The sequence below is a fragment of the Kitasatospora sp. NPDC094016 genome (genome assembly GCF_040304045.1).
GTDB lineage: Bacteria > Actinomycetota > Actinomycetes > Streptomycetales > Streptomycetaceae > Kitasatospora.
The window spans coordinates 80,283-100,335 of sequence record NZ_JBEOUK010000021.1; the positions used below are offsets into that span (position 1 = coordinate 80,283).

General features: G+C 72.3%; 18 protein-coding genes. 6 read left to right on the forward strand and 12 right to left on the reverse strand.

Annotated elements, in window-relative coordinates:
* Positions 1-8: 8 nt before the first annotated feature.
* The 3 genes from ABT015_RS20505 to ABT015_RS20515 form a co-directional block, all read right to left on the reverse strand.
* Entirely contained in the window at positions 9-1,169 is a 1,161-nt protein-coding gene (locus ABT015_RS20505) for a serine hydrolase domain-containing protein (RefSeq protein ID WP_350880986.1), read from the reverse strand.
* A 352-nt stretch (positions 1,170-1,521) separates the two neighbouring features.
* Positions 1,522-4,092, reverse strand: a complete 2,571-nt coding sequence (locus ABT015_RS20510) for an ABC transporter permease (protein ID WP_350880988.1) — start codon at positions 4,090-4,092, stop codon at positions 1,522-1,524.
* A 3-nt stretch (positions 4,093-4,095) separates the two neighbouring features.
* The gene (locus ABT015_RS20515; protein ID WP_350881065.1) at positions 4,096-4,830 is read right to left on the reverse strand and encodes an ABC transporter ATP-binding protein; all 735 of its coding nucleotides are present in this window, start codon (positions 4,828-4,830) and stop codon (positions 4,096-4,098) included.
* A 298-nt stretch (positions 4,831-5,128) separates the two neighbouring features.
* On the opposite strand from ABT015_RS20515, the gene ABT015_RS20520 reads away from it, so the two are divergent.
* Positions 5,129-6,397 carry a sensor histidine kinase gene (locus tag ABT015_RS20520; RefSeq protein ID WP_350880990.1) on the forward strand — a complete coding sequence of 423 codons (1,269 nt, stop codon included), beginning with the start codon at positions 5,129-5,131 and terminating at the stop codon, positions 6,395-6,397.
* Positions 6,385-7,029, forward strand: coding sequence for a LuxR C-terminal-related transcriptional regulator (locus ABT015_RS20525; protein ID WP_350880992.1), 645 nt, complete (start codon positions 6,385-6,387; stop codon positions 7,027-7,029). Before ABT015_RS20520 ends, ABT015_RS20525 begins: the two co-directional genes overlap by 13 nt.
* An 87-nt stretch (positions 7,030-7,116) precedes the next feature.
* Here the strand turns inward: ABT015_RS20525 and ABT015_RS20530 are convergent, their stop codons facing one another.
* From ABT015_RS20530 to leuC, 5 genes are read right to left on the reverse strand one after another with little or no spacing between them, the layout of a single operon-like run.
* A complete protein-coding gene (locus ABT015_RS20530; RefSeq protein WP_350880995.1) occupies positions 7,117-8,418 on the reverse strand; it encodes an MFS transporter in 1,302 nt (433 codons plus the stop codon).
* Positions 8,415-9,443, reverse strand: a complete 1,029-nt coding sequence (locus tag ABT015_RS20535; protein ID WP_350880997.1) for a TauD/TfdA family dioxygenase — start codon at positions 9,441-9,443, stop codon at positions 8,415-8,417. Before ABT015_RS20535 ends, ABT015_RS20530 begins: the two co-directional genes overlap by 4 nt.
* Positions 9,440-10,639, reverse strand: a complete 1,200-nt coding sequence (locus tag ABT015_RS20540) for a pyridoxal phosphate-dependent aminotransferase (protein ID WP_350880999.1) — start codon at positions 10,637-10,639, stop codon at positions 9,440-9,442. Before ABT015_RS20540 ends, ABT015_RS20535 begins: the two co-directional genes overlap by 4 nt.
* A complete protein-coding gene (leuD, locus tag ABT015_RS20545) occupies positions 10,636-11,319 on the reverse strand; it encodes a 3-isopropylmalate dehydratase small subunit (RefSeq protein WP_350881001.1) in 684 nt (227 codons plus the stop codon). Before leuD ends, ABT015_RS20540 begins: the two co-directional genes overlap by 4 nt.
* A gap of 35 nt (positions 11,320-11,354) precedes the next feature.
* Positions 11,355-12,755, reverse strand: a complete 1,401-nt coding sequence (leuC, locus tag ABT015_RS20550; RefSeq protein ID WP_350881003.1) for a 3-isopropylmalate dehydratase large subunit — start codon at positions 12,753-12,755, stop codon at positions 11,355-11,357.
* 328 nt (positions 12,756-13,083) lie between these two features.
* Between leuC and ABT015_RS20555 the strand changes: the two genes are divergently transcribed.
* From ABT015_RS20555 to ABT015_RS20570, 4 genes are all read left to right on the forward strand, one after another.
* Positions 13,084-13,503, forward strand: a complete 420-nt coding sequence (locus ABT015_RS20555) for a DUF8711 family protein (protein ID WP_350881005.1) — start codon at positions 13,084-13,086, stop codon at positions 13,501-13,503.
* 714 nt (positions 13,504-14,217) lie between these two features.
* Complete coding sequence (locus ABT015_RS20560) at positions 14,218-14,850, forward strand: hypothetical protein (RefSeq protein ID WP_350881007.1); 633 nt, start codon at positions 14,218-14,220, stop codon at positions 14,848-14,850.
* A gap of 359 nt (positions 14,851-15,209) precedes the next feature.
* On the forward strand, positions 15,210-15,773 hold the full coding sequence (locus ABT015_RS20565) for an ArsR/SmtB family transcription factor (RefSeq protein ID WP_350881009.1): 564 nt from the start codon (positions 15,210-15,212) through the stop codon (positions 15,771-15,773).
* Positions 15,774-15,990: 217 nt separating this feature from the next.
* Positions 15,991-16,710 (forward strand): ATP-binding cassette domain-containing protein, encoded by a 720-nt coding sequence (locus tag ABT015_RS20570; RefSeq protein WP_350881067.1) that lies wholly within the window; start codon positions 15,991-15,993, stop codon positions 16,708-16,710.
* 367 nt (positions 16,711-17,077) lie between these two features.
* On the opposite strand, the gene ABT015_RS20575 is transcribed toward ABT015_RS20570, so the two are convergent.
* The 4 genes from ABT015_RS20575 to ABT015_RS20590 form a co-directional block, all read right to left on the reverse strand.
* Entirely contained in the window at positions 17,078-17,854 is a 777-nt protein-coding gene (locus tag ABT015_RS20575) for a hypothetical protein (protein WP_350881011.1), read from the reverse strand.
* Complete coding sequence (locus tag ABT015_RS20580; RefSeq protein WP_350881013.1) at positions 17,851-18,504, reverse strand: RNA polymerase sigma factor; 654 nt, start codon at positions 18,502-18,504, stop codon at positions 17,851-17,853. Before ABT015_RS20580 ends, ABT015_RS20575 begins: the two co-directional genes overlap by 4 nt.
* 171 nt (positions 18,505-18,675) lie before the next feature.
* Positions 18,676-19,683 (reverse strand): hypothetical protein, encoded by a 1,008-nt coding sequence (locus ABT015_RS20585; RefSeq protein WP_350881015.1) that lies wholly within the window; start codon positions 19,681-19,683, stop codon positions 18,676-18,678.
* On the reverse strand, positions 19,680-20,045 hold the full coding sequence (locus tag ABT015_RS20590) for a PadR family transcriptional regulator (RefSeq protein ID WP_063351477.1): 366 nt from the start codon (positions 20,043-20,045) through the stop codon (positions 19,680-19,682). The genes ABT015_RS20585 and ABT015_RS20590 overlap by 4 nt, the downstream gene beginning before the upstream one ends.
* Positions 20,046-20,053: the final 8 nt, after the last annotated feature.

Genomic DNA, 20,053 nt, shown 5'->3' on the forward strand with positions numbered 1-20,053 from the left:
CAGCCTGTTCAGGCGACGCGTCGTAGGACGCGGCCGCCGAACTGCATGTGGTCCGCGCGCCCGGTCTCCGGGTCGAGCAGGAAGCGGCCGAGGTGTTCCACCTCGGGCAGCCGCGGGTGCCGGGCGGCGAAGAAGCGCTCGCCTCGGCCGGTCAGGTCGTACTCCATCCCGTCGTCGTCGACCAGGACGGTGGCGCCGGGGTGCGTGCCGTCCGCCGCGTCGGCGCCGGGGCGGATCCGGTACACGGTCTCGCCGTTGGCCCACTGCCCGACGCGGTCCGACAGGTCCTGCGCGGCGCCGGCGGCGGGGCCCGGCGCGTAGTCGGCGACGTCCACGCCCTCGGCCCGGAGCTGGGCCAGCAGGTCCTGCCAGGCGCCGAGGCCGGCCGCGGAGTCGGCCTGGAGGGCGATCACGGTGCCGCGTTCCGGCTGGATCCGCAGGTGGCAGGTGGCGCCCGCGCCCACGCCGTCGAGGCCGAGCCAGTGGTCGGCGCCGTTGCCGTACCGGGCCCAGCCGTGGCCCCAGCCGTCGGCCAGGCCGAACGGCAGGGTGTCGAAGGGCGGTTCGGCCAGCTCCCGGACGGCCTCCTGGTCGAGCAGGGCGGCGTGCGAGGCGTCGCGGTCGTCCAGGTGGAGCCGGCCGAACGCGACCAGGTCGGTGACGGTGCCGGCGATCGCGGCGGCGGGGGCGAGGTCGCGGGGGATCTCGCCGGCCGCCAGGAAGGCCGGCTCGATGTCCAGCGGCCGGAGCAGGAAGTCCGTCACGGCGTTGCGCCAACTCACCCCGGCGGCGGCCTCGATGACCTTTCCGGCCAGGGCGAACCCGGCGTTGGAGTACGAGAACGCGGTGCCGGGGGCGAACAGCGGGCCGGCCGCGACGGCGGCCCGCAGCCCGCCGCCGCCGGGGCCGTCGCAGACCATCCCGGAGGAGTGGCTGAGCAGGTGGCGGGTCGTCAGTTCCAGCTCGGCGAAGGGCGGTTCGGTCAGGTACTCGCCGACCGGCAGGTCCAGGTCGAGGTCGCCGTCGAAGGCCAGCTGCATGGCCAGCGTCGCGGTGAAGAGCTTGGTGAGCGAGGCGAACGGCGCGGCGGGCGCCGGCCCGGGCTCCGCACCCGCCTCGGCGACGTGGAGTTCGCCGGCGCCGTAGAAGGCGCACCGGAGGGAGCGCACACCGTGTTCGCGCGCGAGCCGTCCGGCCTTTTCACGCCATGACTGTGAATTCACTAAAACCCACCCACCGCATTCACCGGAATCCGAAAAAGGCGCAGCACAACAGCCCCGTTCGGCCGTGTTCCGTCCACGGCTCGTCGGTACGGGGATTACGCAAAAGGGGAATTCGCTCTGGTGAATGCAGGCTAACACCGGGCGGCGGGGCCGGTCAGGGTCGTTAAGCGGCAGCCGAATGACCCTGGTTGCCGCACTGCGAAACGCCGTTCGACCTGCCCGGAAACCCGAAAACGCCGATGGGGTCCGCGGTCGCGGACCCCATCGGCGGGTCGGTGTGGCAATGGTGCGGGCGGAGCTACTCGCGCAGTCCGATGGCCTCCACCGGGCGGGCGCGCAGGGCGAGCTTGGTCGGCACCAGAACGGCCGCCGCGGCCAGGGCCGAGGTCGCCGCCACGATCCCCAGGTAGAGCAGCGGGGGAATGTGCGGAACCAGCGACCCGGTCAGGCCCATGCTCACCGTCATCAACGGCACGATGGGCACCAGACTGCCGACCACCACCGCGATCAGGATCAGCATCAGCGTCTCGGTGCGCATCATCCGCATGACCTGTTCGGGGGTCGCGCCGACCAGCCGCAGCAGCGCGAACTCCCGTGCTCTGGACAGCGTGGTCATCACCAGGGTGTTGGCGACGGCCACCGCGATGTACCCAAAGACCAGGACCAGCGGCAGCGCGCTGCCGAACAGGTTGGCCGTGCCGGCCTTCTCCTGGGCGGCGGACAGGCCGCCCTTGTCCTGGACGTGCACCCCGGGGTAGCGGTCGTTGAGCCCGGTGAGCTCGCCGATCACCTTCTTCTTGTCGGCGCCGTCCTTGGCCCGCACCAGCACCGAGTCGTACATCCGGCGCGAACTGTGCTGGAGCACGGTGTCGTAGGACAGGGTGATGTCGCCGAAGCCCAGGCCGCGCTTGTACACGGCGATCACCTTCGGCTCCAGCGTCTGCCCGTCGGGCATGTGCACCTTGATCTGGCCGCCGACGCCCGCGCCGAGCGTGGCCGAAGCCCCGCTGCTGATCGCCACCGTGTCCGTGGACAGGTTGTCCAGGGAGCCCTCGGAGACGTCCAGGTCGACGACCCGGCTCAGGTTGCCCGGGGTCAGCCCCTGCGCCTTGTAGTCGAAGATCTCCGGCGAGCCGAGCATCTTCGTCGAGGCGAACAGGTCCACCCGCACCGTCCCGGCCGCGGCGTCCACCCCGTCCAGGCCGGCGATGAACTTCGGCGCGGTCACCGGCAGGCCGCCGGAATCGCTGGTCACCGTGTAGTCGGCGACGACGCCCGCCTGGGCCTGCGCCTCGGCCGCACCCGACGTGGTGGTCGGGATGAACAGCTGCACCGAGGCGAAGCCGATCGCCAGGATCAGCGGGCCGATGCCGGCCGCCAGCCGCCGGGCGTTGGCCCGGGTGTTGGCCACGGCCAGGAACCCGAGGGTCCCGAACCGCCGCTGGAACGGCGCGGCCATCAGCCTGGTCGCCCTCGCCACCACCGGCGGGGCCAGCATGAGGATCGCGATCACCATGATCAGGCCGCCGCTGCCGGCCGCGGCCACCGCGAAGATGCTGCCGAAGAACAGCGGCAGCAGCGACGCGCAGAAGCCGAGGACGAACAGCAGGATCCCGATCGCCACCCGGGCGCCGCCGATGCCCGGCTGCTCGGTCTGGGCCTCGCTGAGCGCCTCCACCGGCCGGATCGACACCACCCGGCGGGCCACCGCGAACGCCGCCACCTGCGCGGCGATCACGCCGATGCCGACCGCGGCGATCGCCGGGATCGGGCCGTAGGAGAACTCGAAGTCGTCCGGCAGGATGCCGATCGCACCGAGCGCCCCGCGCAGCACCCCGGCGGCCAGCATGCCGGGGAAGCAGCCCAGGATCGAGGCCACCAGCGAGATCACCAGGGCCTCGCCCGAGATCATCTTGTGGATCTGCTTGGGCGTCGCGCCGACCGCGCGCAACAGCGCCAGCTCGCGCCGGCGCTGGTGCACGCTGAGCGCCAGCGTGCTGCCCACCACCATCATGGTGATCAGCACGACGGTGCCGCCGAGCGAGCCCGCCAGCTCCTTCAGGCTGCCCCTGGCCGAGGCGACGTCCGGGTTCTCGACGCTGCTGCGCCCGTCACCGGTGTAGACGTCGATCGCGGAGCCCTTGAGCGCCTTGTCGATCCGGTCGCCGAGCTTGCCGGCGTTGGTGTCCTTGGGCGCCAGCACGCCGATGGCGCTGACCTGGTCGGTGCGGCCGAACAGGGTGCGCGCCTCGTCGTCGGAGAAGAACACCGGCGGGGTGCGCAGCGCCCCGCCGCCGCCCTTGTAGGTGACGATGCCGACGATCTTGTACGAGCTGGCGTCCCGGGTGGAGGCGATCTTGACGCTGTCGCCCACCTTCACCTTGCGGTGGTCGGCGACGGACTTCTCCAGCACGACCTCGCCGGCGCGCTTCGGCTCGTCGCCGTTGCGGTCGTACGGGCCGAGCGCGGCCGCGCCCCAGTTGGTGCCGTTGGACGTCCGGTCGTCGGCGCCCTTGACCAGCTCCTCGCCGTCGTTGGAGACGACCTGCGCGGGGAAGGTGAGCACCGGGACGGCCTTGTCGACGCCCTCGGTCCTGGCGACCTTGTCGACCAGGTCGATCGGGACGCCGACGGCGTCCTTGAGGTCCTTGGACTTGCTCTTCTTGGCCTCGTGGACCGTGAAGTGCTTCTGACCGCCGACCACGACCGCAGCGCCGGAGTAGCGCTGGACCGGCACCCCGTTGCCGATGCCGGACTGCAGGATGATTCCGAAGGCCGTGACGAGCACGGACGCGCCGAACAGGGCGACGAACGCCCCGACGAACCCGGCCTTACGCTCCTTGACGGTCTGTACGACGAGCCTGAACACGTCTCACCACTCCCCCAGCCGGGTCATGCGCTCGGCCACCCGGTCCGGAGTGGGGTGCGTCATCTCCTCCGCGTAGCTCCCGTCCGCGAGGAACACCACGCGGTGCGCGTAGGAGGCGGCGATCGGGTCGTGGGTCACCATGATCACCGTCTGCCCGAGGGTGTCCACGACCTCGCGCAGCAGCGTCAGCACCTGCTTGGCGGTGCGGGTGTCCAGCGCGCCGGTCGGCTCGTCCGCGAAGACCACCTCGGGCCGCGCCGCCAGCGCCCGGGCGATGGCCACCCGCTGCTGCTGGCCGCCGGACAGCTCCGAGGGCCGGTGGCTCATCCGGTCGGCGAGACCCACCTGCGTCACGACCTGCTGCAACCACTGGTGGTCCGGCTGGCGGCCGGCCAGCATCAGCGGCAGGGTGATGTTGTCCGCGACGGTCAACGCCGCCATCAGGTTGTACGCCTGGAAGATGAAGCCGACCCGCTCCCGGCGCATGATGGTCAGGTCGACCTCGCTGAGCTGCGCCAGCTCGGTACCGCCGAGCACCACCGAGCCGGCGTCCGGGCGGTCCAGCCCGGCGGCGCAGTGCAGGAAGGTGCTCTTGCCCGCCCCGGACGGGCCCATCACCGCGGTGAAGGTGCCCCGGGCGAAGGCGAGGGACAGGTCGCGCAGCGCGTGCACGGCCCCGGCGCCCTTGCCGTACGTCTTCCGGACCCCGTCGAGGCGGACGACCCAGTGAGCGTCCAGCGCGGCACTGCCGTCCGGTCGCGGCGGCGCCGCGTACTCCTCCTCCGCGGCCGCGCCCTGGGACTCCTCCGTCCGCGCTCCGCGTCCCTTTCTGCTCACTTCCGGCCTCCACCACTCGCACGCACTACTTGACGTTCACGAAGGTAAGTCCTGGAACAGGTGCGGAACCAGGGCACGAACTGGAGAGTCGATGGTGCAGAAAAGTGCCACCCACCGCCGCATTTGGGACGGTGGTAGGGTGATCGGGATGACGACTCGGAGGGTTTTAGGAGCCGTGCGCGCCCCCAGCATTGCCGAGTTGCGACGCTTACAGCCCGAGCAGTGGGTCCGCCAGACGGTGATCCGTTTCCCTCCGGCCGCGGGCTACGTCCTGCTCTGCCTGATGACCGGACTCGCCGGGCTGCTGCTGTTCTACCTGATCGCCATCGTCTTCGCGCTCTGCCTGGTCGGAACGGGCTTCCTGCTGCTGCCCAGGACACTGCGGGTGCTGCGCAGGTACGCCGAGGTCCACCGCCGGTGGGTCGGCCGGCTGCTGGAGACCGAGGTCCGCACGCCCTACCGCGACCTGGAGCCCGGCCGCACCGGCCCCCGCAAGCCCTCCCTGCGCGACCCGGCCGTCCGCAAGGACCTGGTCTGGGTGGTCACCCACGGCGTCGTCGGCTCGGCCCTGTGCATCTTCGCCCTGAGCATCTGCGGCAACGCCTTCAACTGGCTGTCCGCACCGATGTGGTGGAAGCTCGCGTCGGGCGAGCGCAACTCCATCATCCTGATGAACGTCGACTCCTGGCTGAAGTCCTTCGTCGCGGTGTTCATCGGCATCGGCTACGCCGTGGTGGCGATGGCCGCGATGCGCGGGCTGGCCCTCGTACACGCCCGGATGTCCCGCCGGCTGCTGACCGCCCGCCCCCGGGTCGCGCTCGCGCAGCGGGTCCGCGAACTCTCGGTGACCCGCGCCGAGGCGCTCGACGCGCACGACGCCGAACTGCGCCGGATCGAACGCGACCTGCACGACGGGGCGCAGGCCGGCATCGTCGCCGTCTCGCTGCGCCTCGGCATGATCAAGCGCGCGCTCGGCCAACGGCCCGAGCAGGTCCCGGAGATGGTGGACGCGGCCCAGAACCTCGCCGAGCAGGCGCTGGAGTCGCTGCGCCACCTCGTCCGCGGCATCTACCCGCCGGTGCTCGCCGACCGCGGGCTGACCGACGCCGTCCGGGCGCTCACCGCGCTGTGCGGGGTCCCGACGCGGATAGACATCGACGAGTCGGCCGGCGCGGCGCCCCGCGCGCCCGCCGCCGCCGAGGCCGCGGCCTACTTCGTGATCTCCGAGGCGCTCACCAACATCACGAAGCACAGCGGGGCGCAGAGCGCGCTGGTGTGGCTGCGGATCGCGTCGGACGCCATCTCGATCAGGGTCGAGGACGACGGCAAGGGCGGCGCCACCGAGGGCACGGGGAGCGGGATCCTCGGACTCCGGCGCCGGGTCGCCGCCTTCGACGGCACCACCGACCTGTTCAGCCCGCCCGGGGGCCCGACCGTACTGAAGGTGGAGATTCCATGCGGATCCTGATCGCCGAGGACAACGCCCTGCTCCGTGAGGGGCTGGTCCTGCTGCTGAACAGCGAGGGGCACGAGGTGTGCGCCACCGTGGACAACGGGGACGACCTGCTGCCCGCGCTGCTCGCACACCGCCCGGACGTCGCCGTGGTGGACGTCCGGCTGCCGCCGACGTTCCGGGACGAGGGCCTGCGCGCCGTCGTCGAGGCACGCAAGCAACTGCCCAACCTGCCCGTCCTGGTGCTCTCGCAGTACGTCGAACGGGCTTACGCGACGGAGCTGCTGGCGCAGAGCGCCTCCGGGGTCGGCTACCTGCTGAAGGACCGGGTGGGGCGCGCCGAGGAGTTCCTGCTCGCGCTGGAGCGGGTCGCCGACGGCGGCACCGCGATGGACCCGGAGGTCATCTCGCAGCTGATGGTCCGCCGGGCCGGCGACGACCCGCTGTCCTCGCTGACCCAGCGCGAGCGCGAGGTCCTGGCGCTGATGGCGGAGGGCCGCAACAACGGCACCATCGCCGAGATGCTGTTCATCGCGGAGAGTTCGGTGAACAAGCACATCGGCAACATCTTCGCCAAGCTCAACATGCCCACGCCGGACAGCGGCCACCGCCGGGTGCTCGCCGTGCTCACCTACCTGCGGGCCTGAACGCCCGGAGGACGACACGCGGAGAGGGGCGGCGCCGGTCGGGCGCCGCCCCTCTCCGCTTACCCCTCCTCAACTCACGGACGGTTGCTACCGGTTGTCGGGCAGGGCGGGGAAGGCGCGGACCGCGGGGGTGACGGCCACGCCGAGTGCGATCAGCAGGAACGCCGCCGCACAGCTCAGCACGGTGGGCACGGCGTGCACGGTCTCCAGCAGCAGCCCGCACAGCAGCGGGCCGAGCGCCGCGCCCGCGCCCATCGAGACCCCGATCAGACCGGCCAGCCGGCCGCGCATCTCGTCGGGAGTGACCATCATCTGATGACCCGCCACCAGGGCGGTGGCGGTGGGCGCGAGGAACGCGGCGGCCCCCAGCACCAGCCCGGCCGGCCAGCCGGTCGGCACCACCGCGAGCAGCGGCACCAGCACCGCGGTGGCCCAGGTCAGCACCATGAGCGCCGTGAACGGCGAGAGCGAGCGGCGCAGCCGCCCGGCCGCCAGCGCACCCGACACGCCACCCGCGCCGACCAGGGCGCCGATGGCGCCGACCTCGGCACCCGACCGCCCGGCCTGCTGGGCCATCACCACCACGGCGATCAGCAGACCGCTGAACACCAGGTTGAAGGCGGTGCCGAACAGCACGGTGGCCCGCACCGCCGGGTTGCCGCGCAGCCAGCGCAGCCCCGACGCCATCGCCTGCAACGCGCTCTCGGCCCGGTCCGCGCCCCCGCCCTCGCCCTTGTCCTCGGGCGACGACGCCGGTGCGGGCGCCGGCGCCGGCAGCCGCAGGAACAGCAACGTGACGAAGGCGATCGCCGAGGTCACCGCCTGGGCGACGAACGGCAGCAACCGCTGGACGCCGTACAGGAATCCGCCGATCCCCGGACCGACGATGGTCGCGAGGTAGTAGCGGGCGGTGTTGCGGGTGACGGCGTCGGCGAGTTGCGAGGACGGCACGACGCTCGGCAGCAGCGCCTGGTCGGCGGTGCCGAACAGCGAGGTGCACACCCCCTCGACCACCGCCACCACCACGATGGCCGCCAGCGGCGCGTGCCCGACCGCCACCAGCAGCGCGAGCAGGCCCAGCGCCACGGCCCGCCCGAACTCCGAGACCAGCATCAGCGTCTTGCGGCTGACCCGGTCCGCCAGCGCCCCCGAGGGAAGCGCCGAGAGCGCCCGCGACCCGGCGATCGCGAACTCGGCCAGCGAGGCCTCGAAGGCGGAGCCGCCGAGCCCGAGCACCAGCAGCGGGTACGCGATCAGCGTGCCCTGCGCCCCCAGCTGGGAGACCATGTTCGCGGTCCACAGCACGTTGTACTCGCGGTTGCGGGACAGCGGCGGCGGGCCCGGCTCGGCGGCCACGGCGGCATCGGCCGTCGTACTGCCCGAGGTCACTGCGGCGGGGTCGGCAGCGCCACCGCGGGCGCCGACGTCCGCTCCACCGGGCGGAGTTCGGACCACGCGTGCGCGCCGGCCATGCTGACGAACAGGTCGCGCGGCGGCACGAAGGGGGCCCGCCCGTGCGCCACGCTGATGTTGTCCACGATCAGGACCTCACCGGTGTGCACGTTGACGTCGATCTGCTGCGCCCGGTAGGCGGCCTGGAGCTGCCGGACGACCTCGTCCGGGATCTCGCCGCCGTCCGCGTAGAAGGTGTTGGTGGGCATCCCCCACGGGCCGTACTCCTCCAGCAGGAAGTCGGCGACGTCCTCGCGCAGGGTGCGGGCGTGGAAGAAGGTCAGGTGGTTGAACCAGGAGCGGACGCCGGTCTCCGGGTGGGTGGCGACGGCCCAGCGGAGCTGGCGGGTCCTCAGGTGGTTGCGCTCCAGCCACTCCAGCTCGATGCTGTTGGCGTCGCAGTAGGCCTTGACCTCGTCCGGGTCGCTGGTGCCGAACGCCTCCTGCCAGGAGAGGCCCAGGCCGGGACGGAAGTTGCGGACGAGCAGGTAGCCCTCGCGCTCGAACCGCTCGGCGGTCTCCCGGGGCAGCCCGGCGTGCAGGGCGCGGCAGTCGGCCAGCAGGCTGGCGCCGCCGTCCGGCGACTCCTGGCGGCAGAAGAAGAACAGGTAGCGCGGGACGTTCAGGTTGTACGACTGCTCGGTGTGGAGGAAGATCTCCTCGGTCGCCGGGTGGTCGGTGGCCGTGAACACCCCGGGGTGCAGCTCGGTGCGCGGCGAGGAGCGCTCGGTGTAGTCGAGCGGCCGGCCGACGACGGCGTTCACGAAGGTGTCCAGCTCCGGCCACTCCTGCCAGTCGAAGCCGCTGAGCACGACCGCGCCGTGCTCGGTGATCCGCGAGCGGATGAACTCCCCCTGCTCCTTGCCGAGGTCGACCAGCCGGTTCCCCGCGGTCTCGGCGGTGATCCCGAGGACCAGTCCGTCGTGCCGCGCTTCGGTCGAGATGCTGATAGCGGTTGTCACGGAGTGACTCCCTTCTGCGGGCTGCGGGCGCGAAGCCGCTCGGCAGCGGTGTCGAGGGTCTGGAGTGGACGGTTGAAGGCGATCCGGACGTAGCGCTCGCCATCGGCCGGATCGACGAAGAACGAGGTGCCCGGCGCCACCAGCACACCGGTCTCGGCGAGCAGCGTGCGGACGAACCGCGGGCTGGGCTCGTCGGTCAGCCCGTCGATCCGGGCCAGCACGTAGCAGCCGCCGGCCGGGGGCGTGAAGTCGAAGCCGGCGTCCCGCAGCAGGGCCACCGTCCGGTCGCGCCGCTCGCGCATCCCCGCCGCGTGGTCCCAGCGCTCCGGCAGCAGCAGGTCCGCGTTGGCCGCGGCGTGCTGGAGCGCGGCCGCCGCGCCGCCGGTGGTGGCCACGTGCACCTTGCGCAGCAGGGCGGTGAGCTCCGGCGCCGCACGCAGGAAGCCGAGCCGCCAGCCGCTGATCGCATGGCTCTTGGAAAGGCTGCCGACCACCACGGACCGGTCGGCCAGGCCCTCGATCTCGGCGACCGAGCGGTAGCCGGCCGACTCGTAGACGTACCCGGCGTACACCTCGTCCGAGATCACCACGGCGCCCCAGCGCCGGCACAGTTCGGCGAGCAGGTCGAGGGTTCCGCGATCCAGGACGACGCCGGTCGGGTTGGCCGGGCTGTTCACGATGACGGCGCGGGTGCGCGGTCCGAAGGCCGCGGCCAGCTCGTCCGGGTCGACGCTCCAGTCGGGCTCGCGCAGCCGGACCGGGCGCGGGCGGGCGCCGGTGAGGGCGATGGCGCTGAGGAAGTTCTCGTAGAAGGGCTCGAACACGATCACCTCGTCGCCGGGGTCGACGAACGAGAGCAGGGCGACGGCCAGCCCCTCGCTGCCGCCGACGGTGACGGTGATCTCGGAGCCCGGGTCCGGGGCGCCGGGCAGGGTCGCGGCGATCCGCTCGCGCAGCAGCGCCAGCCCGGCCGGGTCCTGGTACTGGTGGACGCCGGCGCGCAGCGCCGTCACCGCCGCCTCGACCAGCTCGGGCGGCGTGTCGGGGTAGGCCGGAGTGCCGACGGCGAGGTCGACGGTGTTCGGCGGCAGCCCCTCCAGCAGCAGTGCGGCCAGCCCCCCGCCGGGCAGTCCGGCGACCCGCTCGGCGCCCAGGGCGCGGCGGGCCGGGGTGTCATGGTGCGTGGTGGCGCTCATCGGCTCACTCCCGCGGCGTCGGTCCGCAGCCGCTGTTCGGTCTGGAGCGGCGCTTCGTCCTGGAGCCGCTGTTCGGCCCGGTCGAACGCGCCGCGCGGGATCTCGGGCAGCCAGGACGGGCGGCCCGCCTCGTACGCCTCGATGTCCCCGCTCCTGAGCAGGGTCTCCGCGATCACGTCCTGTCCTTCGAGCAGCCGGGCCCGGGCCCGCGCGTCGACCGTGAACGGGTGCTCGCCGCCCGGCCGGCGCAGCAGGCCGGCCCGCAGGTCCACGGTGAGCCGCAGGCCCTCGGCGGACTCCGCGAGGTCCATCAGCTCCTCGACCACGGGGGTCGGCAGGTCGACCGGGACGAGGCCGTTGTTGAGGGCGTTGCGGCGGAAGATGTCGCCGAAGCCGGTGGCGACGACGGCGCGGAACCCCCAGTCGCGCAGCGCCCAGACGGCGTGCTCGCGGGAGCTGCCGATGCCGAAGTCCCGGCCGGCCAGCAGGACCGTCGCGCCCGCGTGGCGCGGCTGCTCCAGGACGAAGCCGTCCTCGGCGCGCCAGCGGGCGAACAGCGCGTCCTCGTAGCCGCTCTTGGTGACCCGCTTGCAGTACTCCGCGGGCAGGATCTGGTCGGTGTCGACGTCGTCGCGGCGCAGGGCGACCGCGCGACCGTGGTGTTCGACGAAGGGTTCCATACTCAGCTGTCCTCTCTCCGGCCGGGCCGGCGCTGTCAGGCCAGGTCGGCCGGGGCCGCGAGCCGCCCGGCCACCGCCGTCGCGGCGGCGACCGCGGGCGACACCAGGTGGGTGCGGGCCCGTGCCCCCTGGCGGCCTTCGAAGTTACGGTTCGAGGTGGAGGCGCAGCGCTCGACACCCTCGAGGCGGTCGGTGTTCATCCCCAGGCACATCGAGCAGCCGGGCAGCCGCCACTCGGCGCCGGCGGCCAGGAAGACCTCGTGCAGCCCCTCCGCCTCGGCCTCGGCCCGCACCTGCATCGAGCCGGGGACGACCAGCATCCGGGTGCCGCCGGCGACGGTGCGCCCGCGCAGTACCCCGGCCGCGGAACGGAGGTCCTCGATCCGGCCGTTGGTGCAGGAGCCGACGAAGACGACGTCGATCGCGAGGTCCCGCATCGACGTCCCGGGCCGCAGGCCCATGTAGGTCAGCGCCTTCTGCGCCGAGGCGCGTTCGAGCGGGTCGGTGAAGGTCTGCGGGTCGGGCACGGCGGCGGCGAGCGGCACGGTCTGGGCGGGGTTGGTGCCCCAGGTGACGAGCGGGGTGAGCCCGTCCACGTCGAGCACGACCGTCCGGTCGAACACGGCGCCGGGGTCGGTGGCCAGGGTGGACCAGTCGGCGACGGCGGCGTCCCAGTCCGCCCCGGCGGGGGCGTGCGGGCGGCCGCGCAGGTACTCCAGGGTGGTCTCGTCGGGGGCGACGATCCCGGCCCGGGCGCCGGCCTCGATGCTCATGTTGCAGAGCGTCATCCGGGCCTCCATGGAGAGCCCGCGCACCGCGTCGCCCCGGTACTCGATGAGGTGGCCCTGCGCCCCGTTGGCCCCGATCCGGGCGATCAGCGCGAGGATCATCTCCTTCGCCCCGACCTCCGGGGGGAGTTGGCCGGTGAACTCGACGGCCAGGGTGCGCGGCCGGCCGATCTCCAGGCACTGGGTGGCCAGGACGTGCTCCACGTCGCTGGTGCCGATGCCGAAGGCGAGCGCGCCGAACGCGCCGTGCGTGGCGGTGTGGCTGTCCCCGCAGACGATCGTCATGCCGGGCTGCACCAGGCCGAGTTCGGGCCCGACGACGTGCACGATCCCCTGCCGCCGGTGGCCGACCGAGTAGAGCTCGACGCCCTGTTCGGCGCAGTTGCGGCGCAGCGTGTCCAGCTGGACCAGGCTGACCGGGTCGAGCACCGCGGTCGCCGTGGTGGCGACGTTGTGGTCCTCCAGCGCCAGGGTCAGCCCCGGCCGCCGGACACTGCGGCCGGCCAGCCGCAGCCCGTCGAAGGCCTGCGGCGAGGTGGCCTCGTGGGTGAGGTGGAGGTCGATGTAGAGGAGGTCCGGTCCGCCGGGCCGGGACGCCACGACGTGGCGCTCCCACAGCTTCTCCGCGAGTGTCCGTGCTGGGCCCATCGTCGTCCCTCTCTCCCCTGCGCTGTCCGTGCGCTACGGCCCTGGGGCGGAACCCCGGCCACCGCATGCCGTCCGGCCGTACGGACCTCAGCCTCCATGGCGCCACCCACCGCCCACCACGTCTTTAAGCCGGTGCGAAAACGCCCAGCACAGGCGATCACGTGCACGAAGAAAGGTGCAGAGAACTGCACCTCGGATCGGAAGTAAGCCCCCATGAAATCGTCGGCGCCCGGGTTCAGGATGGAGTCATCGAAGGCGGAAGCAACGCCGGGACGACGGGCAGCAGATCATCGGATCCCACGGGACCCAGGGAGGAAGCATGTACCCGATGCGCAGGAGCCACGGGGCCGAACCCGGACACCGGCGGAGCAGGACGGTCGTGCTGACCCTGGCCGCCGTCCTCCTGGTCGGCGCCGGAACGTCCGCCTGCCAGGTCAGTACCAAGGCCGCCGACCGGATCGAGCTGTGCGCGAAGATCTTCGGCAAGACCTTCACCGATCCGTTCCCGGACAACGTGGAGGAGGCCCGCAAGAAGATGCGCGACCGGGCCGACGAGCTCGACGGGCTGGCCAAGCAGGCCGGGGACGACAAGCTCCGCAATGCGATCCAGTCGACCGCCGACAAGATGCGCAACGCCGACATCCGCGAGAAGGGTGCGGTGCGCACCGTGGTCGGTTACATCGGTGAGCAGAACGACCGCATCAAGGAACTGCGCCAGACCTGCCTCGACCACCACGACTACCCGTGATGACTGGGCTTCCGAACCAGCGTCACCGTTGAGGCTCCCAGAGAGCGCACGGTGACCACAGACCGGAATCGGTGAACAGGGCACTAACAGTTCCCCCACCGATTCCCTTGGCCGGGCCCCTCGTTGGGTCCCCCGTCTTCCGGGGGGCCCGGCCGTAAATCTCCCCGTACCAATACAAGCCAGGAGCAGTCATGCCCGATTCGAGTGGCTGGAAGCCCACTAAGGAACGTCCGATGTGGCCCTGGGTCGTCCTCGCGGTGGTCGCCGTTGGTGTTCTGATCAACGTGCTTATCACGATCTGACGAGCAGATCGAATCCGCGCCTGAGGAACTTCCGCGCTCTTGGCAGGTAGGCCGAGAGCGCGGACCCACGTCCGGCGCGACTCCGGCCCCACAGATCCCTCTTATCCCACCCGCCCCAAGGGTTACACGACCTGTCAGAGGGCGGTCGAACCGAGTCGAGTCCGCTATCCGGATCAGGTGCAGAGAACTGCACCTTCGAACTGGCGAAGACTCGACTGTCACCCCCCTGAAGCGCCACGTAGCGTAGTCGGTACGGGAACGGGCATGGCCATGTCGAACGTGCGGTCACGCACGATCGACCATCCACCTCACCGTGGATCCCGGCTCCCGACCCGCCTACATCAACGGCATTCATGGGGGACTCGTGCCACGTCTGCACTTCACGTCGGCAAGCCTGTTGAGAACGCGTATCATGCCGACCCCGGACTGGGTCAGCGAATCACTCTTCGCCCTGGACCTGCTCGCTTCCCGGCACCGCCAGGCGAAACGCCGGCTCCGATGGCATAAGACCCGCCCCGTGGGGCCGGCCCGCCGACTGGGTCCCACCCACCGGCTCGGGTCCACCCAGCGGCTCGTCGAACTCGCCCGGACCATCCGCCCGTTCCCCGACCTGGACACCATGGTCCGGCGCGCCCGGCACTCCGGGAACGGCGCCGACCTGCGCCTGCTCCGGGACCTGGAGTCCTTCTACCGCATCATGGTCGCCCCGCACTGGGACGTGATCTCCCTCACCGTCCAGAGCGACCGGAAGAAGCGACTGGAAATCCTCCAGGACTGCGGCGCGCGCAGCCTGCTGAGCACCCTTCACCCGACCGTCCGGCTCTCCACCTGCTCGCTGGAGATACCCGGGCAGAACGAGGACGTGCAACTGGAGGAGGTCGGGCTGACCATCGCGCCGTCCTACTTCCTGGCACCCGATTCCCCGGTCCTGGTGGACGACCACACCATTGCCGACGGACCGACGCTCTTCTACCCCATCATTCTCCCCGACGGACCGAACTGTGCGACCGAGGGCGTGATCGAAGCGGCAGCGATGCCGGCCTGAGACCGATGACCTCCGATCGCGACAGCATCGGAACTTCAAGGGGGAAAACAGCAATGCGACGCATATTCTTCAGTCCGGCGAGCCTGGCCAAAGTATCGTCGGCCGCCCATCTGGATCCGATGAGAGAGGCGCTGTGCGCCCTCGAAACCTTCGCGACGGGCGGCGGAGGCCCCGTCTTCCATTCCTGGCGACGACGGGTCGCGGGTGAACGGGACGGCCGGGCACTGGCCGAACTCGCCCGCACCGTACGACCTTTTCCGGATCTCTACCGAATTCTCGAAAACTCCTCCGCGGCCGGATCCGGGAACGAATTCCGACCGCGGGTCCTGCGTGATCTGGAGACGTTCCACCGGATCGCCGTGGAACCGTACTGGGGCCAGGTGTCGACCCTGCTCGAAGTCGACCGGAACGCCCGGGCCCAGATCATGATGAGCGGCGGCGTCGACCAGTTGCTCAGCACCCTGCACCCGGCGATCCGCTGGCGCCCCCCGGTGCTGGAGGTCCCCGGGACGGGGCACGACATCAAACTGGAGTCGACCGGCCTGGAGATAGCGCCGTCGCTGTTCCTGTTCTCCCGGTCGCCGATCCTGGTCGAACAGCAGGGCGACCGGCCCCTGCTGCTGCTCTACCCGATCCCCGTCCCGCGTGACCGGGAGAACCTGTGGGACCCGGCGCCCGACGGCGACCAGGCCCTGGGCGCCCTGCTGGGGCGCACCCGGGCGGCCGTCCTCCAGGTGTTGACGACCACCTGCACCACCACCGAGGTCGGCGAGCTGGTGGGTATCTCCACCGCCGCCGCGAGCCAGCACACCGCCGTCCTGCGGGCGGCCGGACTTATCACCACCCTGCGCTCGCTCAACAAAGTGCACCACACCCTGACCCCCCTGGGCGGGGCTCTTCTTCGCGGGGATCCGCTGGTCTGACAATTCGCCCTATACCGACGATTCCCGAAGTAACGAACCCGCAACACGCCCCGAGGAGTGATCTGGATCTGACACGGATGGTCTAGGAAAGTGCACCATACATACGGATGCGGGCAGCATGGCCTAAACCCATTACGACCGAGTAGGTTCTGGGCATGCAAGCACGATGCCTTGTCGCCGCACGCATCATTTACGGAAGCCCGGGAGCGGATTCATGATGGGAGGTGGACCAGCTGAGCGGGAAGCCGCCCCAGACTGTGCCGTCACGCTGGAAAACGTGTCGAAAATCCACCCGGGCACGAACGGTCCCACAGCGGTCCTGCGCGAGTTCTCACTCGGCGTACGAAAAGGCCGCTTCTGCGCCGTCATGGGAGACGAACGCGCCAGCACCACGGCACTCCTGGAGTGCATGGCCGGCGTCACCACCCCGTCCACCGGAACGGTCCACTGGGCCGACGGTGAACGGGGTTCCGTCGGTGCACTCTGGGGCCAACACGAGCCCGTCCACCCGAATGTGACGGTTCGTGAATTCGTCGATCCGGGCGTTTCCGCACTCGGCCGCCGCCAGGCCTGGCAGATCAGTCGGGTCACCCGACTGTGGCTCTGGCGGCGGCCGCTGCGGAGGCTGGGCCGGGTCCAGCAGCACAACGCCATGCTGGCCCGGCTGCTGGCCGGCTCCCCGCGCCTGCTGCTGGTCGACACCCCCGGCCACGACGACTCGCCCGAACTCGCCCGCGCCATCGGCGCCTCACTCCGCCGCGCGGTCCGCGCCCTCGACCTCACGGCGGTCCTCGTCACCACCGACCCGGAAGCCGCCGCCTGCGCGGACAGCGTCGTCTTCCTCCACCACGGCCGCCTCGCCGACGCCCTCGGACCCTCCACCCCCGCCGAGATCGCCGACTGCCTCCAGCACCTCCGAAGAGGCTCGACCACCTGATCCGCCCCGCCTTCCCCGGCGCCCCTCTCCCAGGGCGCCCCCGGCGCCCCTTCCCCGGCGCCCCTCTCCCAGGGCGCCCCCGGCGCCCCTTCCCCGGCGCCCCTCGCCCTCCCCGGCGCCCCCCGGTCAAGCGGTGCACAGCGCTTCCCCAGCCTCGGCCCCCGCGCCCCGTGCGTCCTCCGGCGCACCGCGCCGGCGCAAACCGGACCGCCGCCCCGCACCCGCCGGCCCGCCCGGCGACACCCCCCCGGCAGGCCCCGGGCGGACACCCCTGCCATCGCCTGCCTCCGCCGGCTACCGCTGCCGCCGCGCACCCGCCGGCCGTCAGCCGTCAGCCGTCAGCCGTCAGCTGTCAGCTGTCAGCCGCTCAGTGCGGCGGGGTCGGGATCAGGCTCGCCAGGGGGTTGACGTAGACCTGGGACGGCATGCAGGCCGGGCCCGGGCTCCGCATGAGGCCGGTGTGCATCTCGCGCGAGCTGTGGGCGGGGTCGGTCCCGGCGAAGGGCAGGTAGATGAAGAGCTTGAGGCCGGCCGGGACGGCGCGGGGGCGGACGGTGAGAACGATCGGACCGGCGCCCTCCGTCCGCATGTCCCAACTGTCCTGGCCCTCCTGGTTGTCCAGGGGCTCCGGCTCAGAGGCGCGGCAGCCGGGCTGGCCGGCGTAGACCCGGGCGGGGATCCCGAACCGGTCCAGGTCGCGCTGCAGTTGGTCCGGGTCCACCGGCTTGTACTGCTCCAGGATGGTGAGTTTGACGAGGTCGTCACCGCCTTCGAGGGTGTACGCGGCGTTGTCGACGCGGCCCAGCGTGTGGCCGGTGCCGTCGGCCGGGTGCTGGGCGTCCTGGTGCTGGGCGTCCGAGTGCTCGGTGTCCTGGTGCCGGGCGGCCGGGGCGGGGCGGCCGGGGCCCGTGGCGAGGAGGGCGCCGACCAGGGCGGCGGCCAGGCCCGCCGGGAGGGCCAGGCGCAACGCCAGGCTGCGCCGCCGGGCCGTGCGCCGGGAGTTGTCGGTGACGGTGTCCATCAGGTGTTCCTTCAGCAGGAGGTGGCGGCCCGGGGGGAGCTCCGGGGCCGCCGGGGCCGGCAGCAGCCGGACCAGTTCCTCCCGCTCGGTCTGCTCGGACCGGTCCCGGGGGGTGGCGTTCATCGGGTCGTCTCCTTGTACGGCCGGACCGCGAGGTCGCGGTCACCTGCTACCTGTCCGCCGGCGCCCGAGCGTTGCGCACCTCTTCCCGAGCGCGCGGATCGCGACGCGGTGAGCTCCTTCGCCGTCAACTCCCGTAGCCTGGACCGGGCCCGCGACAACCGCGAGCGGATCGTCCCCACCGGCCGGCCCAGCGCCTCGGCGACGGCCGCGTGGTCCAGGCCCTCCCACACGCACAGCGCGAACACCTCGCGCTCCGCCGGCCGCAGCCGTTCCAGCGCGGCCTTCGCGGCGGCCAGCTCCTCGGCGTCGGCGATCCGACCCGCCAGCTCCCCGGCGAAGTCCGGCACCGCCTCGCGCGGCGGCAGTTTGGCCAGCGCCCGCTGGTGCCGCCGCGCGGCCCGACGGGTGTTGCGGATGACATTGCCCGCGATCCCCAGCAGCCACGGCCGCAGGCTCTCCCCCTCGGGATCGACCCGCGCGCGCAGCCGCCACGCCTCCAGGAACGTCAGCGAGACCACGTCCTCGGCGACGGCCCAGTCCCCGGTCATCCGCACGGCGTGCCGGTACACCGCCTGGGCGTGGTCCTCGAAGACCAGCCCGAACGCCGCCGCGTCCCCAGCGCGCACCCGGGCGCGTATCGAATTCTCCACACCAGCTCCTGTCCCGCCGCCGCCACCCGTTGCCGTGATCCACGCCACACCGCGCCGGACCGCCGCACCATCGGCGAAAGATCCCCGAGCCCCTTCCGGAAGAAGGGACTCGGGGATCCTCGGACCGACCGGCCCGAGACCGGCGGTCGGTTCGGGGCGCCGGCTCCGCCGTCAGGCCGGCTCGACCGGCTCCGGGTCCCGGGAGGCGGCCAGGGTGCGGCCGAGCGCGGCGAGGACGGCGGCGACGGCCAGCAGGCCGGCCACGACCGCGAGGTTGCGCCCGAGGTCGGCGAGGTCGCGCGGCAGCGCCCAGTAGTAGGGCGCGGGGAGCATGACCGCCCAGGGGAGCGCGGCCAGCGCCACACCGGCGGCGCGCGGCCGGTCGGGCCGGCGGGCGGCGAAGTGGACGAGGAAGGCGGTCGCCATCACCACGGCGGGCCAGGCCGACGACGCGTCGAGCAGCATCTGGGTGCTGCGCGGGAAGACGACCTCGGAGTAGTCCTCCAACTCGCGCCAGGGCCAGGCGAGGACGAGCGCGCTCATCGGCAGCGCGATGACGGCCGCCGCGACGACCGTCCCGACCCGGGCGCGGACGCGCTGGTCGACGCCGTCGGGCGGGGCGACGAGCAGCGGCACCCCGAGCAGGAGCCAGAGGGGCAGCTGGTAGAGGGACAGGAAGAGCACCCCGGCCGGGTGGACGGCGTAGCCGACCGCGGCGCCGATCCGGGCGGCGACGCCGACCAGCACCAGGAGGCGGGCGGCGCCCCAGTGCCCGAGGCCGGCGCCGAGCAGCGCGAGGACCCAGGGGGCCGCCTGCACCGCGCCCACCCCGGTCGCGGCCGTGGTGTGCAGGCCCATCAGCTCGAAGCGCGTGTCCGCGACGAAGAAGCTCATCACCAGTTGGACGAAGGCCAGCGCCGCCCCGCCGGCCAGCAGGTACGGCGCGGCGCCGGCGAGCGCCCGGCCCGCGGGGTCGCCGGAGCTGAGCCGGGTCCGCAGCCGGGCGGCGTGCGCGGCCAGGGTGACCCACTCGCGCAGCACGGTGCGCCGGTCGGCGCCCTCGACGGACTCGGCGAAGACGGCGGCGATCTCCTCGCCGTGCGAGGCCCGGTAGGCGGCGGGGTAGATGCCGATCAGCGGGAGCCTGCCGGGCAGCGCCCCGGCCTGCTGCGCGGTCATGCCGCACCGCCGCTCAGCCGGAGCGCCCCCAGGCGCGGCCCCCGCCCGAGCGCGAGCCTGCGCTCGGCCTCGACGACTCCGGCCCGCAGCCGTGCCGTCTCCGCGCCCAGGACGTCCCGGCCGTCCTCGGTGAGGGCGAAGGTGCGCCGCATCCGGCCACCGACGACCTCCTCGTGGTCGATCCGGATCAGCCCCTGCTGGAGGAGCCGGTCCAACGCGGTGTAGAGGGTGCCGGTGAGCAACTTGGTCCGGCCGTCGGAGATGGCCAGGACTTCCTGGACGATCGCGTAGCCGTGCCGCGGGGCATCGGCGAGCGCGGTGAGCACGAGCCGCGTCGGCTCCTGTAGTTGACGGTTAGCCATGGCCGCGA

What these genes read in the sequence shown, in the direction of transcription:
- leuD (WP_350881001.1), bottom strand. Translation starts at nt 11,319, where the DNA reads ATGGAACCCTTCGTCGAACACCACGGTCGCGCGGTCGCCCTGCGCCGC.
- ABT015_RS20540 (WP_350880999.1), bottom strand. Translation starts at nt 10,639, where the DNA reads ATGAGCGCCACCACGCACCATGACACCCCGGCCCGCCGCGCCCTGGGC.
- ABT015_RS20525 (WP_350880992.1), top strand. Translation starts at nt 6,385, where the DNA reads ATGCGGATCCTGATCGCCGAGGACAACGCCCTGCTCCGTGAGGGGCTG.
- ABT015_RS20585 (WP_350881015.1), bottom strand. Translation starts at nt 19,683, where the DNA reads ATGACCGCGCAGCAGGCCGGGGCGCTGCCCGGCAGGCTCCCGCTGATC.
- ABT015_RS20560 (WP_350881007.1), top strand. Translation starts at nt 14,218, where the DNA reads ATGCCGACCCCGGACTGGGTCAGCGAATCACTCTTCGCCCTGGACCTG.
- ABT015_RS20555 (WP_350881005.1), top strand. Translation starts at nt 13,084, where the DNA reads ATGCGCAGGAGCCACGGGGCCGAACCCGGACACCGGCGGAGCAGGACG.
- leuC (WP_350881003.1), bottom strand. Translation starts at nt 12,755, where the DNA reads ATGGGCCCAGCACGGACACTCGCGGAGAAGCTGTGGGAGCGCCACGTC.
- ABT015_RS20570 (WP_350881067.1), top strand. Translation starts at nt 15,991, where the DNA reads ATGGGAGGTGGACCAGCTGAGCGGGAAGCCGCCCCAGACTGTGCCGTC.
- ABT015_RS20590 (WP_063351477.1), bottom strand. Translation starts at nt 20,045, where the DNA reads ATGGCTAACCGTCAACTACAGGAGCCGACGCGGCTCGTGCTCACCGCG.
- ABT015_RS20575 (WP_350881011.1), bottom strand. Translation starts at nt 17,854, where the DNA reads ATGAACGCCACCCCCCGGGACCGGTCCGAGCAGACCGAGCGGGAGGAA.